Below are 15,370 nucleotides of genomic sequence, written 5' to 3' on the forward strand. Positions count from 1 at the left end.
CAACTCATCCAGCTCAACCTGCTCGGTTCGGCGTCTCTGGAAGAACTCCTGAATCCACGACGGCGAAGAAAAGATAATCTTCAACATCTCAGCCTATTAGAATTGGGTGCTTAGCCGGACAGCAATGATAACAAACAACGCACTTGAGGCAAGGAATAGTCGACGAATCATTTTTTTTAGTGAAATTATCCCCGCGCGTTGCCAGGGGCAGATCTGTGGGAAAATTTTATGGTTTTTGACCGTATACCGGCTGATTATAAAAGTTGCTTCCCGTGCGTAACGTTCGTCATGCGCCGTAAAACCGTGTCTCGGGCGTAATGTCTCAGCCATAAAACACCCTGAAAAAGACATCCGGAACGCGCGGTTTGAATGTCAAAGGGGCAGCAGGCCGCAGTCGGCGGGTGCAGGCGCCTGCGCGTGTAAGGCACGAGCCTGCGCATGTTTGCGGCAACTCGGCCACAGAAAGCTCCAGCCAGTATACATCCGATCGGATGTCTGCGCCACGAAGAAACAATGCAGAAAAAGGCGGCAGATATTTTTATATATCATGTGAAAATAATCGTGCGCCATATTTATAAATCTTCAAATATATATTAAATAAATATGATTTTATAGAAAAAAATTGTTCAGTATTCACGATTAAAAAAATACCGCTACCGAGTTGCGCCATAAAATCATCATATGTACTCACATGAAATTAAAAATCCATTTTATGGCGCAATTTTTTGCGGAGCACACTGTCCTTTGCCTGGATATGGACAGCGGTTTATTTCTGTCATCTCAATAACTGGAGGGCATATGAGTTGTAGGCGTGTGTTGTTCCTGCTCGCTGTACTGCTGTTGCAGGCAAGTGGCGCATGGGCGCAGGAAGAAGGAGCCACGGAAGTTTTGTTGACGCCGCTTGAGATGACAGAGCCAAAAAATACCATCGACCATATCACCCAGACGGATATGGAAAGAAAAACGGCCCTTAATCTGTGGGAGGCCCTCAGGGGGGTGCAGGGCGTATACTTGCAGACATCAGCAGGCCGTAACGAGGGAACCATCAGTATACGAGGCTCAAATCGCTACCAGGTGGGCATGTATATCGACGACATTCCTGTAGCTACTGCGTACCGTAATGAGTGGGACTACAATAACACCCTGACCTATGGCCTTGAGTCGGTTGACGTATCAAAAGGATACAGCTCGCCCTTGCTTGCAAGCAACAACAACCTGGCCGGCGTGGTGAACCTGCGTACCGCCAAACCCAGAAAAGAATTTGAATTTTCCGCAAAGTACATGAATTTTTTTGACCGGAGGATGCACGATCAGGGCAGAATGGTTGCCGCCAGCATCGGCACGCGGCAAGACCTCTATTACCTGAAGGGTACCTTTGTTTATGACAAGCAGGACTTTTTTACCCTGCCCGAAGGCTTTGACGCCGCGCCCCAGCAGGGTACGGGCCGCCGCAAAAACTCCGACCACAAGAACATGAGCGCCAACATCATCGGCGGCTGGACGCCCACTGATGATGTGGACATCATGGTGGGCTATATGCGGCAAAGCTTTAAGAAAGGCCAGCCCTTTGACGCTGCCCAGTACCGCCCCGGCCCTGACGGCAAGCAGGCGTATCCCTTTCAGCGCTCGTGGTACTGGCCGGAATATGAAACCAGCCGCCTTTATACCAATGCCAATTTCAATCTGAGCAGGCAGGCCCATCTCAAGGCCGTGGTGTATTACGACTCGCATCAGGACAAGTCCGAAAGCTATACCGACATCACCATGACCAAAAGGGACTATCCTGATAAAAAGTACGACCAGTATACCGTCGGCGGGCAGTTGGCCTTTGACTATACGTTCAATGCGGCCAACAAGCTTGCGCTTTCTGCCGGCTACCGCATTCTTTCTCATAAGGAATACAATGATTATGCGGTATTTGACGACAGAAGCGTCCCCGCGAAGCAGAAAAAGAAAAAGGCCGACATTGGCGACGAACTGGATGAGCACATTTCAGAGGGCTACTGGGACTTTGGTGCGGAATACACCCTCAAGCCCATTGAGCGTCTGACCCTTGTTTTCGGCACGAGCCTCAGCACCATGACGCCCATGACCCTTGAAAGCCGTGACCATAACACCGGCGACATGCATTCTTACAAAAACGGTCTGGACGACACCAAGAGTTTGTTCAACTACCAGGTAGGAGCGTTTTACGATCTTACCGAACGGCACGAAATTTTTGCCACCTTTGCCAAAAAGTCCCGCTTCGCCACCATGCGTGAACGATATTACAGAAACGGTGACACTCCCGCCAATCCGGACCTGAATCCCGAACACGCCTACCATTATGAACTTGGCTACAAGGGTCTTGTGAGCGATTGGCTCAAACTCAACACCAGCGTGTATTACAGTGATGTGAGCGACATGATCACGTCCAAGGGGCCCAAGGGGGCCATGTATTTTGAAAACCTCAACAGGGCCACGTTTTACGGTTTTGAGGCAGGGGCAGAGGCCGTTATAAACCAGTACCTCAGCGCGGGTGGTGTGTTCAACTACATGCGTTGGGATAACTGCACCAATGACGAAAAACTCGCCCAACTGCCGGAAATAACCAGCACTATTTATGCTGTTGTTTCCCCTGTGGAAGGGCTTTCCGTCATTCCCCAAGTCAATATCAGCAGCGGATTTTACTGGAGCACTACCGCTGAAGACGGGCCGTACAGAAAATCTCCCAACTTCGCCACCGTGGATATAAAGGCGGTGTATGACATCACCAGGAATTTTTCGGTGGAAGCGGGCGTGAGAAACCTTTTTGACCAGGAATATGCGTACAGCGCCTATTATCCGGAACAGGGCCGGAACTTCTTTGTGGGCGTGAGCGCCAATTTCTAGAGTGTTTTCACTTTGAAGCGCTTGCTTAACGGCGAATAACCGCTGCTTCAGCCGTTGCTTTTGCGTGTGACGGCTGAAGCGCATCCGCTGCATTGTCGCGCGGAGCCTGCTTTTCTGGCGGCCTCGCGCCCAAGCGGAAGCGAAAAGATTCCTGAAGTGAGCTTGCAAAGCACTGCACAGAATATCCGGCCATGTCCGTGGCAGGATACGTTGGTCGGGCGTTGCCGCCGCCCGACCGGCTTTCGGAGCGGCCCGCCAAAGGATGGTGCGTATGCGGATCAGATTCATGACCCTTGGGCTGCTTTTGCTGCTTGTCATGCCTTTTTGCGCAAGCGTTGCCGCAGGCGATTCCGCGGCGTCCGGCAGCGGGGGGCGTGCGGAGGGCGTGCGAAGCATCTATTGCGCCACCCCGCCTTCCACGTTCACGCTGTACGCCTTCGCGCCGGAACTGCTGGCAGGCTGGAATACGCCTCTCCGTGATTATGAGAAAAAATTCATTCCTGCCCGCTACCATAACCTGCCGGTTTTGGGCGGCTGGTACGGCCAGGGTTTTATCCCTGACAGAGAAATGCTGCTCGCCAGCGGCATCAAAAAGGCCTTTTACCTTTCTATGGGCGCTCACGACAGCCTGCCCATCGAACAGACATTGAGCAGCCTGGGCATGCAGGTGACCAGCGTTCCCGGTTCAAGGCTGGCGGACATGGCTCCCTGTTTTCTGGCTATGGGCCGGGCCTACGGACGTGAAGAGCGTGGGGCTGCTCTGGCCGCGTATGCCACGCAGACGCTTGAAAAAGTATCCCGCGTCATGCAGGAACTGCCTCGGGAACAATGGACAAGAGTGTATGTAGCTCTTGAGGCTGACGGCCTGGCGTCCATCTGCCGTCAGTCAAGAAGGGCAGAGGTATTTGCCGCTGCCGGGGCCGTAAGCGTGCACGATTGCCCGCCCGGAGCGGAAGAAGCTTTTTTGCGCGTTACCTTTGAGCAGTTGATGACCTACGACCCTGAGGCCATTCTTGTTTTTCATCCGGCGCTCATGCGCCGTATTCCCACGGACGCCAAGTGGGCCGCCCTTTCCGCAGTGCGCGATGGCAAAGTGTATTTTATCCCGCGCGGGCCGTTCAGCTGGCTGGAGCGTCCTGCCACCTACATGCGTCTGCTGGGCGTACAATGGCTTGCAAACAGGCTGCATCCCGACCTCTACCCGGTGGACATCAAGGCAGAGAGCAGGGACTTTATGAAACTTTTTTTCAACCTGGACCTTGACGATACCCAGGTGAACGATCTCTTCGAGCCTTATGGCACATTCTAAAAAAATTTTGCTTTTGCTTGTCCTGCTTTTGCTGGCGGCCATTATATTTGCTCTGCCCCTGGGGCGTTATCCGCTGGGCCTGGGCGATCTTTGCCGCAGCCTGCTGGACGCATGGGCGGGACGCCCCTTGAGCGAAGAGCAGGGCAGGCAGCTTTTTCTTTTTTTTGACCTGCGCCTGCCGCGCATCGGTTCCGCCATGCTGGTGGGGGCCTGTCTGTCCGCTTCGGGTACGGTATACCAGAACATGTTTCAGAACCCTCTTGTGTCGCCGGGCATACTGGGGGTGCAGCACGGGGCTGCTTTTGGCGCGGCCATAGGCATCGTGTTTTTTTCTTCCTGGCCGTTGACGCAGGCTTTTTCCTTTGCTGGCGGCGCGCTGGGCGTGGGCCTTTCTCTCTTTTTTGCGTGGCTCTATCCCAGGGCGCGTTTTCTGGCGCTGGTGGTGGGCGGGCTTGTAAGCAGTTCGTTTTTTGTGGCCCTGACCTCGCTCGTGCAATACGTGGCCGACCCCAACCGGCAATTGCCGGAGCTTGTGTACTGGCTTATGGGTACGCTGTCCCGCACGGAACCGCATCAGCTTGTCTGGAGCGCTCCTCTCATGCTGGCGGGCCTGATTTACATCTGCCTCAACGGCAAGGCGGTCAACGCCCTCGCCATGGGAGACGATGAAGCCCGTACACTGGGAGTACAGAGCATGGGCATGAAGCTCCGCCTTATCGGGGCGGCCACGCTTGTCTGCTCGCTTACCGTGGTGCTTGCCGGAGTCATCAACTGGGTGGGGCTGGTCATTCCGCATGTCATGCGTTTCATCAGCGGGCCGGACAACAGGGTGGGGCTTGCGGCGTCAGCCCTGGGCGGCGCGCTTTTTGTGCTGCTTACAGACACGCTCATCCGGTCGGTCTGGACGGTGGAACTGCCGCTGGGCATTGCCACATCGCTCATCAGCATGCCGCTTTTCGCCTTCAGCCTGTGGTACGACTGGAAACGGCGATGATAGAAATCAACAACCTTACCGTCAGCTATCATGGCGCCCCGCCGGTGCTGAAAAACATTTCTTTGCGCGTGGACAGGGGCGAAGTAGTCAATGTGCTCGGCCCCAACGGCTGCGGTAAAACCACGCTGCTCAGGGCGCTTCTTGGGCTTTTGCCCGTTCCGCCCGGCAGTGTCGCGCTGGACGGCTGCCCGCTGGAAAAAATTGGGCGGCGTGATCTGGCCCGCAGCCTTGCCTATGTGCCGCAGCAGCATACTGGCGTTTTCGGCTTTCAGGTGCAGGATGTGGTGCTTATGGGCCGCACGGCACGCAGTCCCTGGCTGCGCTTTTCCGCAGAAGACCGTGAGCGGGCCATGCACGCCCTTGAAAAAGTACGCCTGACCCATCTGGCGGCCAGATCGTATCTGGAACTTTCCGGCGGGCAACGTCAGATGGTGCTGATAGCGCGCGCCCTGGCGCAGGATTGCGCGGCGCTTGTCATGGATGAGCCTGTTACCGGCCTGGATTATGGCAATCAGTTTCATCTACTTGACCTTATTGGCGAACTGGCTTCATCTGGCCCGGCCATTCTGCTCACCACGCACCACCCGGAACAGGCCGTTTATCTTGGCGGGCGGGCTGTGCTTTTGAAAGACGGCATGCTGGTGGCGGATGGGCCGGTGGTTTCTGTCATTACCGAAGAACAGGTGCGCAGGCTTTACGATCTGCCGCCCAGGGCCGAGGTTTGGATGCGTCTGACCGGGACCAGTACAGCATGAAACGTCAAGGTGCTGACGAAAAGTTCCTCAGCATGCCCAAGGCTGAACAGGTGGGGGAAAAAGCGGTATTTTTCGGCAACAGGGCGTTTTTTTTGCTTTCCTTGACACTGCACGCTGCTGCCATCGCAGCCTTGTGGTTTCTGGCTGTTCCTGCGCCGGGCGCGGGGCAAGGCGCGGGGGCAGGCGAGTACATCACGGTGAGCCTGCTGGCCGGGTTGCCGGGTGATTCCGGTAATGCGGACGCTTCAGCCTCATGGCCCGATGCCGACGAAGCCTCCGCCTCCACATCCGCCACTGCCGACAAGGCCGTTGAGTCTGAGGCTGTCATACCTGCCCCGGATACTGTTCAGAACGCTGATTCCCGACTGAAAGAGCCAGAGGTCGCCCCGACCGGAGAATCTGTTCCGACCGAAGCAATTCCCGTGCGCAAGCCAAAGCCCGAACAAAAAGTCAAGCCCAAAGCCAAGCCCAAAGCCGAGAGCCGGAAGCCTGAAAGCCGGAAGTCCGAAAATGCAACCGCAGAACATATTTCACCCAAACATGTGCGACAGGCCCCTCAAAAGCAGGGGCAGCAGGACGGAAAATCCCCGGGCCTGGGGCATGAACAGGGGGGCAACGCGGCAGGGCGCAGCGGGCAGGCCGGAGAAAAGGGAGGCGCAGGCGCGGAAAACAGCGCTGCCGGACAGGGAAGTTCCGCCGGATATCTGAAAGGAAATTACGAATACATCAAAAAGCGCGTCAGGCAGTATCTGGTTTACAGCCCGCAGGCCAAGCGTATGGGCATTCAGGGGCTGGTGACTGTATCTTTTACCATACAGCAGGACGGCCGGGTCAGGGATATTGCGGTGAGCAAAAGCAGTGGCTACGCCCTGCTGGACGAATCCGCCCTTGAGGCGGTTCGCAGTGCGGCGCCGTTTGCCGCGCCGCCGGAGCCTGCGCGCGTAATCATGCCCGTGCAGTTCAGCCTGAGGTAGTGAGGTGGTCATGTTTTTTACAAGAATCCTGCTTTTTTTTCTGCTGTTTTGCTCCGCTGTTCCCGCCCTTGCGGACATAAAAATATTTATCACCAATGATGTTCACGGCTACGTGGCTGACAGCCCGGAAAAAAAGCACATCGGCTATGCCCGGCTCAAGGCCTTGGCCGATGGCGCGCGTGCCGGGGGACATACGGTCTTTATCCTGGATGCGGGAGACGCTTTCAGCGGCAGCGCGTATGCGCAGAAGGACAAGGGGCGCTCGGTGGCAAAGCTTATGGGGCAGGTGGGTTATCGCGTGCTCACGCCGGGAAATCACGCCTTTGATTATGCCGCGTCTGAAGGGCCTTTGCACTATGGCAATGAACTGCTGCGTCTGGTGCGCGAGAACAGCCGGGACAAGGTTGACGCCGTGGCCGAAAACCTCGCGTACCAGGGAAAAGATACACCGGGCATGGTCACAAAACCCGTGGTTATCCATGATGAAACAGCAGAAAATGAACATGGCCTGCGCGTCATTGTCACCGGCGTCATCACGCCGTACTCGGTGAAACCCGCTATGCGCGACGTGCTGAAGAACTATGACTTCGGGCTGAAGTCCACTGCCGAGGCCACAAAAAACGCCGTTCTTGAGCGGCTGCAGCATGCTCTTGCGCCGTACAATCGCCCGGAAGATATTGTCATAGTGCTCAGCCATCTTGGGCATGCAGGGCCAAAAGGCGACAAGGAAGGGCGCATCACCGGGCCTGATGTGGCCGCCGTACCCAACGTGGATTTTGTGGCGGACGGCCACAGCCATCAGGCCGTGGCTCCAAGCCGTGAGTATGGGGCCATATATGGCAACGGCGGGCGTTATCTTGAGCATTTTATGGAGATCACCCTTGACGGCAAGGGGGGCCACATGGCCCTAAAATCCTATGGTGATGTGGCGGGCGTTGCGCCTGACAAAGATATGGCGGAAAGCATACGGCAGCTTGATGCCGTATGGGGCTTCGAGGAAATTCTTTTCACGTCTCCCGATGACAAGGTTTTCAGTGACCGGCGCTTGCGAAAGGACAGTACGCCCCTGGGCCGGCTTATTTGCGAAGGCATGGCAAAGGCCACCGGTTCTGCCGTAGCCCTGCACAATCCTGGCGGCATTCGTGCGGGTTTGCCTGGCGGGCCTGTGCGTCTGCGTGATCTGCACGATGTTTTGCCCTTTGGCGACACCCTGATCACAGCCGACATGACGGGCAGCCAGATAGCCGCGGCAGTCATGCGTGGCGCGGGACATGGCGGACGTGGTTTGCCGCAGTTTTACGGGCTTGACGTCTGGGCCTGGAGGGGGGAGGGCGGTGGCCTGCATGTGGTCGGGCTGTGCCTCGCGGGCGGAAAGCCTTTGCAGCCGGACCGGACATACCGGGTGGCTCTCAACGGTTTTATGGCCCGCAATATGGATTTGCCCGCGAAAACAGATCACGGAACACTGGTGGATGTTTTGGAAAAACAGTGGAAAAAGGGCGTTGATGCCGAAGCCCTGCGGGCAGGCAAAAATCTGTATGTTTTTCCTGACAAGGCTGCGGCGGAGGCGGCCTGGCAGGCCGGAACCCGCTAGACAGTGTCGTCACGAGCGCCTTTCCCGGTATCTCTGCGTCGAACTTCGCCTTTTATTCCGGTCGAGTACCATAAGAGTACACTCTCTGCATAAAAGGCTCGTTCTCCTTGATATACCAAGAAAATTCATCTCGTGACGACACTGTCTAGATGTAGTGTTTCTATAGGTTGTTCACCCTCCCCAAATCGGTAAAGCTGGAGTTACCAAACAACAGCAAACCGAGTGAGGGAAAGGGTGAACAACCTATAGAAACACTACATCTAGTGATATTTTTGGTGGGGCGTAGGTTGGCGGGGCTTTGGGGCTGTCGCGGACGTTAGCGCCGTGAGCGGCAGAGGGGGAGGGTGCGGTCAGGCTGGAAGATTTAACGTGACGGTTTTCAGGCAGGTTCGGATTCGTTGGTGAGGCCTTCCGGCAGAATTACGGGCCTGTGATCGTGTGAAATCCCCTCACTGTCGTGGTTTGGGCGGCCTGCGCGGCGGCCGCGTTACCGTCAGGCCGTTCTGGCAGACAGTTCTGGTTATGGCCTTTTTCGCCTATACGGCCCAGAACATGATGGCAACCTTGGACTGTACGCTTTCATGCACCCGGCCGTCACGGCTGATCTCCGCCAGCGCACGGGTCAGGCTTTCTTTTTGCTGTCCGGTAAGCGGCCCCATGCTTTCAAAAAAGCGCAGATACATCAGTTCCGCCTCTTCAAGACTGCTGTCGCTTTCCCAGGCCCGATCCATATATTCCACTTCGGGGTAGTGGCCCATAAGCCAGAGCAGATTGAAGGCGCAGTAAAAACTGCGGCTTATGCGCTCTTTGTGTGCGTCCCAGTCTACCAGCGCCTTCAGGCGGTCGCGAACCGAGTGGCGGGTGTCAACCTGGCTTATCATGCAGCAGTAGCCGCAGGAGGCGGCGATCATTTTTTCCAGAGCTGCCCGGTCATTGACTGCCGGAGTTCTGGAGGCAAGAACCAGTTGGAATTTTTTTCTCCAGCCCAGGCTGTCCAGATCCGCCTTGCCCCAGTCCAGCACCTGAAAATGCGCGTTGGCGCAACCGTCCCGTGCGGCGTTTTCTTTCGCCAGCTCAACCATTTTGGAAGAAAGGTCAAAACCCTCAACGCTCCCCGCCAGTGGGGCCATTTCCAGCGCGTGACTGCCGGGGCCGCAGCCAATATCAAGCACGGCCCCCGAAGGGGCAAGCTGTGCCTTGCGGGCGATATGCCCCACAAGATGACGCCGGTGCTCACGCGAGGCATCGCGCCGCACATGGTCGTTGAACGAAGGCGCGCGTTTGTCCCAAAAATCTGCAGCACCGGCGCGTTCCGGCTGGTAGTTAACCCAAAGATCTTCAAAAAGACGAGTAGTTACAGACATGATTCAGCCACCATATTTACCTTTCGGCCACCTTGCGAAAAGATGGCTTCACAATCGTCATCTTTGAGGGCGGCGGCTACTCCCGCAGCATCAACCACAATCAGGCCCGAAAGCGAACTTAACCCGTGGGCGAAAAGCAGGGGATTCATAGGGGTGCTGGGACCAACCAGGCAAACCCTGGCTTTCGGGGTCAACTCCAGCAGCCTTGTAATGGTTTTGTTGATAAAAGTCGTGCCGGTAATAAAAACAAGATCCTGATGCGGCAAAATATATTCCGCTGCTGTGTCAGGAAAATCTCCCGGGCGAGGCTGGCGCTCAAGAATGGAAAGCTCACAACGCTGCCGCAAATGGGCAAGACCGGGGAAATGTCCGATAACGGCCACTTTTTTATCTTTTGCCTCTGAAAGAAAAAAGTCAAACGCATTTCCGTGGTAGCGGTCCAGCGCCGCATGCAGGGGGCTTTGCTTTACAAGGGCCAAGGTGTTGTTGGCGGCGTTCAGGGCGGCAAGACCGATGGAGGCGGCGTTGAAATCCCACGATTTGACCTGTTCCGCCACCTGGCGCAAAGGTTGCCCCACAATGTCGTAACGTGACTGGCAGGAGTCGGGCATGGCCTGAGCAGGGGGAAAATGCTGCGCCAGCCCTATGCCGCCGCTGTCTGACTCCACCATGAGCCAGTGCTTGCCGTAGGTAAATGATTTGACCCGGGCGGTGTCAGATACGGAATCAAGCAGGGCGTCATATAAAAACCAGCGGTCAGTCATGGCAGACCTCAAGGGGGCGGTAGTAGGCTCCGTGGGCGCAGGCACGGCAGTATGCCCTGCCGTCTTGCACAACTTCCTTGCAGTCCAGCACGTCCTCGCCACAGGCGGCGCAGGCGCAGACGCGAACAGGCGGGCCGGGCTGTTCGCCTTCCGGCAGGTCGATCTGCACCTCTTGCCATGAAAAAATATCATCGTCAGTGTATTTTTCCCAAAAGGTTATTTGTTCCTGTTTGGGGGCATGGTGGGGAGGGCGGTCGGATGTGGTCACGCACACCCTGACAGCGCGGCCGCTTTTAAGGTCAAGAAAAGACATGGCGGTTTTGCCGTAACCATAAACCTTGACACGCCTGCGTCCCAGGGTCACGCCTGTGACCACATAAGCGGCGTCAGCCACGCAGCGGTCTGTTTCCAGAAAGATAACCAGGTCCCGCAGGTCGTCTTCAGGCTTCAGGTCAAGCAGGTGCAAGGCCATAAGGGCCATGCGGATGCCCAAAATCTGCCCGCTGCAAATATGACCGTGGTACTTCTCAGCCTTTTCAAGAAATGGTGTGATGTTTGTCATGGTCTTAGTGTAGTGTTTATGTGTGATATTTTCTAAAAATGTATCCGTAGTTGTAAATTGTGTCAATGTATTGCCTGATCATATAGTGTATTTATTGTGTTATTATGGAATACTTCATAACTACACATTTATGATGCAGCTTCAATAGTCACGCTTTTACATTAACCGATACTATTGACATTATGTTCGCCATGTCTTTCATCTTTGTCAATTTTATAATTGCAGAATCTGGCGTGGACATGTGGGCAATGGTGCTGTCGGAGGGTAACCGCTCGGCCAGGGCCGGAAGGCACGCCCCCAAAAAAGACCTCTCTCCGTCAATCGGAGAGAGGTCTTTTTTGGGGGGGCCTGGGAAGGGCTTACAGGTCTTTGTGCGCTGTCGCCAGAGCGGCTGCTGCTTGTGTGGGAGTAGCCACCAGTAGCAAGCGCTCTGCGCTTGCGCTGCCAGGCATCGTGAGGGGCGCTGTAACGTCCTGAAAATTGGCAAGGATAAAATATTTCTCTTGGGACGCCGACATGACGGCGGCAGATGTGGCAGACTGCGGGCAGCAATGACATCAGCGTCCGCATGGCCCGGATCTGGCGAAAAACGATAAGGTCTTCGCCAAATCCGGGCTATTTGCCGTGGGGCTGCCGTGCGGCAGTTACGACATCACGCCTGTTTCGCGGTAACCGTGTCCTCGTCCATATCGTCTTCCATAATTGCCTGCGGCAGTTCGGGTGACCTGTTCAGTTCCCGGCGCAGCTGTTCCTGATCAAGCTTGCCGGTTATTTTGGCAATGGTGATGGAGGCCACGCCGTTGCCGACCAGGTTGGTCAGGGCACGCGCCTCGGACATGAAACGGTCGATGCCGAAGATGATGGCGAGGCTTTCCGGGGGGATGCTGCTTACAGAGCTGATTGAGCCGGCAAGCACGATAAAGCCGCCGCCGGTGACGGCCGCCGCGCCCTTGGAGGAGATGATAAGGATAATGAGCAGTGTAAGCTGGTCGGCCGTTGTCAGTGCGGTATTGGTGGCCTGTGCCAGAAAGATGGCCGCCATGGTCAGGTAAATGGCTGTTCCGTCAAGGTTGAAGGAATAGCCCGTGGGAATGACCAGATCGACCACGCTCTTTTCACAGCCTGCTTTTTCCATCTTGTAAAGCATGTTGGGCAGCACGGATTCAGAAGAAGACGTGCCGAGCACGATGAGCAGTTCCTCTTTGATATAGCGTATAAACTTGAAAATATTGAAGCCGGAGTAGGTGGCTACAGCGCCGAGGACGATAATGACGAAAAGAAGGCTGGTGAGGTAGAAGCAGAGGATCAGTTCACCCAGTGAGACAACGGATCCAAGCCCCTCCTTGCCGATGGTGAAGGCCATTGCGCCGAATGCGCCCACGGGGGCGACGCGCATGATGATGTTGATCAGTTTGAAAAGCGCTTCCGAAAAACTCTTGATAAAATCAAGCACCAGCTGACCTTTTTCACCGCTGAAATTGAGGGCAAAGGCAAACAGGATGGCTATCATCAGCACCTGGAGTATTTCGCCGCTGGTAAAGGCCGAAACAAAGGTGCTGGGGATGATGTTCATGAAAAAGCCAGTAAGCGTCTGATCCTTGGCTTTGCTGGCATACTGGTCGGCAAGTCCTTTGGCGCTGGCGTCAAAGGTGTTGACGTCAATGTTCATGCCTGCGCCCGGCTGCGCAATATTGACGACGATCATGCCGATCACGAGAGCCAGCGTAGTCATGGCCATGAAGTAGACAAGAGACAGCCCGCCGATCTTGCCGACGGCCTTCAGGTCCTGCATGCCCGCAATGCCGGTAACGACGGTACAGAAGATCAGCGGGGCGATGATCATTTTGATGAGTTTGATGAAGCCGGACCCCAACGGCTGCATTTTTACCGCCAGTTGCGGATAAAAATGTCCAAGCAAAATGCCGATGAAAATTGCAATCAAAACCTGGACGTAAAGAATCTTCAGATATTTCAGCATAAATCCACCTTTGGCTTGAGCATAGGCAAGCGCAAACGACTGAAAGCTGCAATGGGTGCAGGGCAAGCCTGCGGCCTTAGAGCATTTTCATTTTGAAATTGCTCTGACGACTGCGTGAGTAAGCGCAATTTATTTGCGCTGTTAAGTGCTGAAGCGAGCGTGCTTTAAACTTTGAGAATGGGCATTCTCAAAGTTAATCTGCTCTGTGTGTGCCAAATGTCAGCACAGAATGTCGTCATCAAGGTCGGCAAGACAGAAAACTGCCTGCCGCAAGTGCGTCGGCGGTATTGCTCAGGCCGTGGGGGCGCGGACAGGAGGAGGGCTTTCCTGGAAATTGCGCTTGTCCGGCAAGTGGAGGTTGCTTACCGGGACAAGTCTTCCGGGGTTGGCGTAGGGAATGGCTTGGAGAAAGCAGGAGATAAGCTGGTCAGGTTGCGAAGAGTTGCTGGCGTCAGGCTTGACCCTTTCAGGCAGTATGGCGCCAAGGCGCAGCGGTCCGCTCGGGGCAAGCTCCGCCTCATTGGGCAGTCCGGTATGAAGCGTGGATTGAAGGCTTTGTTCCGACAGAAAAGGGGTGGCGGAGTGCAGGACGGATTCGTGAAACGCACCCAGAGCATAGGCTCTGCCTGCGCCCAGTTCTTTTCCCCATTCCATGTGAAGGGCGGCTATAAAAAGAATCAAAAGAAGGGTGGTTTTTTTAAGCATTGTGTACCCTTTCAATGATTTTTCAATGCGCCATTTTTATTTTATAATGTTGAGCTGACAACATGAATATTTTTTGTATGGTGTATGATAAGAGCATACGTTTGTATTTTTGTGCAACTAAATCCTTTTTTTCACCTGGTTGCTGTGCAACGAAGGAAATGATTGTATCTTCATGATATAGCTAAAAATAAAATTTTTAATAATTTACATGTTGTTTTAATTGGTTTTTTTATTCCTGAATGGAGCATTGATATGCATCTTGAGGTGTAGCTTTTGCGGCTCTGCTAGCTGTTTGTGCAATCAATAAATGTCCATATGCATAGTAGTGTGACCTGTGATTGATGATGTATGGGCGCCAGATGTGACTGCCCTTGATGTTTTTATATCATGTTGTTTTTATAAGTATTTTTTTGCGATACCCAATGCAAGGCCGGTGTTGTGTTCAATCTTTGGCCGCAACATTGGCGTTCAGATGCTTTCTGAGTATGACCAATAAAATGGCTACGGGCAGTGGATTTGCCTGGTCGGAAAAATTGCGGATGCCGGAGGCTTTTGGGGCATCAGGTTCACGCTTTGCGTAAACGGCGGGAGTTGCGAGATATGCTGAGTGTGATTTTTTGTAATACGTAATTTACAAAAGTAATACAGGGCCGTAGGTTTTTTTCTGTCGTCCCGTATTATTCACAAAGCCGCTTGCCATGCAGCGGCTCTTTGCAGCAGGCATGCTGCTGTTTTTTTCCTGCCGTAGGGTAGTTTTTTTACAATCATTGGTGTTACATCTTTGAAAAAAAATAACACCAAGCTGAAGCCGATGCCTGCTCAACGCTGCTTCACTGCCCAGAGGGCGGGGCGCGAAGCTGAAACAGCAAGGCCCCGGCACATAAAAGCCGGGGCCTTGAAAAAAAGCGGAAATGCGGAGGCGGCTACTGGTCTACCCTGATATCCAGCGACATTTTGTCCTTTGAAAGGATGTAGCGCGTGTGCGCCGGTTTGCCGGAAAGGTCGATAACCACTCTTGTTTTATCCGCAAATTTTCCTAGACGCACATTTGTGATCAAGGGGTTTTTGGGAACGCCCGGGGCTTTGACCTGCCATTTGCCTTCAAGGTCGATAACCAGTCTTTCCGGATTGTTCAGCGTCATGCTTTTGTAGTCGATGGGCGCCGTACCCACCAGGCGGACAGTGGCCCCCTTGTCACGCGAAAAAACCACAAAGCGGGTGATCTCAAGCTTTTTAGGGGCGGGCTTTTCCGCTGCCGCGCGCTCCTGCGTTTTCTTTTCGGCTGGTTGCGCCTTTTCAGTGGGCGCTGCCGGAGGCGTTTGCGCGGGCTCGGTATTTTTTGCGCCTGTTTCGGCATGCGGGGTGGCAGGTGCCCGGCTTCGGACTGCATTTCACGCACGATCACTTTCTGGCCGAGCAGGTTTTTCATGCCCTTGGCAGCCATCTGGTCCATCACTTCGCCCATGACGGACGAAGGCGTGATGGGGTAAATAGCCGCCG

The 15,370-nt window shown here is 54.6% G+C and carries 12 protein-coding genes and 1 pseudogene; 6 read left to right on the forward strand and 7 right to left on the reverse strand.

What is annotated here, in order from left to right:
* Positions 1-798 precede the first annotated feature (798 nt).
* The 6 genes from V6C16_RS03145 to V6C16_RS03170 all read left to right on the forward strand — a co-directional run bounded on the left by V6C16_RS03145 (position 799) and on the right by V6C16_RS03170 (position 8,497).
* The gene (locus V6C16_RS03145; RefSeq protein WP_333534715.1) at positions 799-2,871 is read left to right on the forward strand and encodes a TonB-dependent receptor; all 2,073 of its coding nucleotides are present in this window, start codon (positions 799-801) and stop codon (positions 2,869-2,871) included.
* A gap of 271 nt (positions 2,872-3,142) precedes the next feature.
* Positions 3,143-4,180: a hypothetical protein gene (locus tag V6C16_RS03150; RefSeq protein WP_333534714.1), complete on the forward strand. Its 1,038-nt coding sequence runs from the start codon at positions 3,143-3,145 to the stop codon at positions 4,178-4,180.
* Positions 4,167-5,174 carry a FecCD family ABC transporter permease gene (locus tag V6C16_RS03155; protein WP_333534713.1) on the forward strand — a complete coding sequence of 336 codons (1,008 nt, stop codon included), beginning with the start codon at positions 4,167-4,169 and terminating at the stop codon, positions 5,172-5,174. Before V6C16_RS03150 ends, V6C16_RS03155 begins: the two co-directional genes overlap by 14 nt.
* Positions 5,171-5,929, forward strand: a complete 759-nt coding sequence (locus tag V6C16_RS03160) for an ABC transporter ATP-binding protein (protein ID WP_333534712.1) — start codon at positions 5,171-5,173, stop codon at positions 5,927-5,929. Before V6C16_RS03155 ends, V6C16_RS03160 begins: the two co-directional genes overlap by 4 nt.
* Positions 5,926-6,903: an energy transducer TonB gene (locus V6C16_RS03165; protein WP_333542767.1), complete on the forward strand. Its 978-nt coding sequence runs from the start codon at positions 5,926-5,928 to the stop codon at positions 6,901-6,903. The genes V6C16_RS03160 and V6C16_RS03165 overlap by 4 nt, the downstream gene beginning before the upstream one ends.
* 10 nt (positions 6,904-6,913) lie before the next feature.
* Entirely contained in the window at positions 6,914-8,497 is a 1,584-nt protein-coding gene (locus V6C16_RS03170) for a bifunctional metallophosphatase/5'-nucleotidase (RefSeq protein WP_333534709.1), read from the forward strand.
* Positions 8,498-9,033: 536 nt separating this feature from the next.
* Here V6C16_RS03170 and V6C16_RS03175 read toward each other — a convergent pair.
* The 7 genes and pseudogenes from V6C16_RS03175 to V6C16_RS14965 form a co-directional block, all read right to left on the reverse strand.
* A complete protein-coding gene (locus V6C16_RS03175) occupies positions 9,034-9,861 on the reverse strand; it encodes a class I SAM-dependent DNA methyltransferase (protein ID WP_333534708.1) in 828 nt (275 codons plus the stop codon).
* Complete coding sequence (locus V6C16_RS03180; RefSeq protein ID WP_333534707.1) at positions 9,852-10,625, reverse strand: DUF364 domain-containing protein; 774 nt, start codon at positions 10,623-10,625, stop codon at positions 9,852-9,854. The genes V6C16_RS03175 and V6C16_RS03180 overlap by 10 nt, the downstream gene beginning before the upstream one ends.
* Positions 10,618-11,187, reverse strand: coding sequence for an FmdE family protein (locus V6C16_RS03185; protein WP_333534706.1), 570 nt, complete (start codon positions 11,185-11,187; stop codon positions 10,618-10,620). The genes V6C16_RS03180 and V6C16_RS03185 overlap by 8 nt, the downstream gene beginning before the upstream one ends.
* 652 nt (positions 11,188-11,839) lie before the next feature.
* On the reverse strand, positions 11,840-13,165 hold the full coding sequence (locus tag V6C16_RS03190) for a dicarboxylate/amino acid:cation symporter (RefSeq protein WP_333534705.1): 1,326 nt from the start codon (positions 13,163-13,165) through the stop codon (positions 11,840-11,842).
* A 291-nt stretch (positions 13,166-13,456) separates the two neighbouring features.
* Complete coding sequence (locus tag V6C16_RS03195) at positions 13,457-13,870, reverse strand: hypothetical protein (protein WP_333534704.1); 414 nt, start codon at positions 13,868-13,870, stop codon at positions 13,457-13,459.
* Positions 13,871-14,793: 923 nt separating this feature from the next.
* A complete protein-coding gene (locus V6C16_RS03200; protein WP_333542768.1) occupies positions 14,794-15,081 on the reverse strand; it encodes an AMIN domain-containing protein in 288 nt (95 codons plus the stop codon).
* A 161-nt stretch (positions 15,082-15,242) separates the two neighbouring features.
* Positions 15,243-15,370, reverse strand: a pseudogene (locus V6C16_RS14965) (hypothetical protein); the annotation flags it as partial.

The sequence above is a fragment of the Desulfovibrio sp. 1188_IL3213 genome (genome assembly GCF_036763145.1).
Lineage (GTDB): Bacteria > Desulfobacterota > Desulfovibrionia > Desulfovibrionales > Desulfovibrionaceae > Desulfovibrio.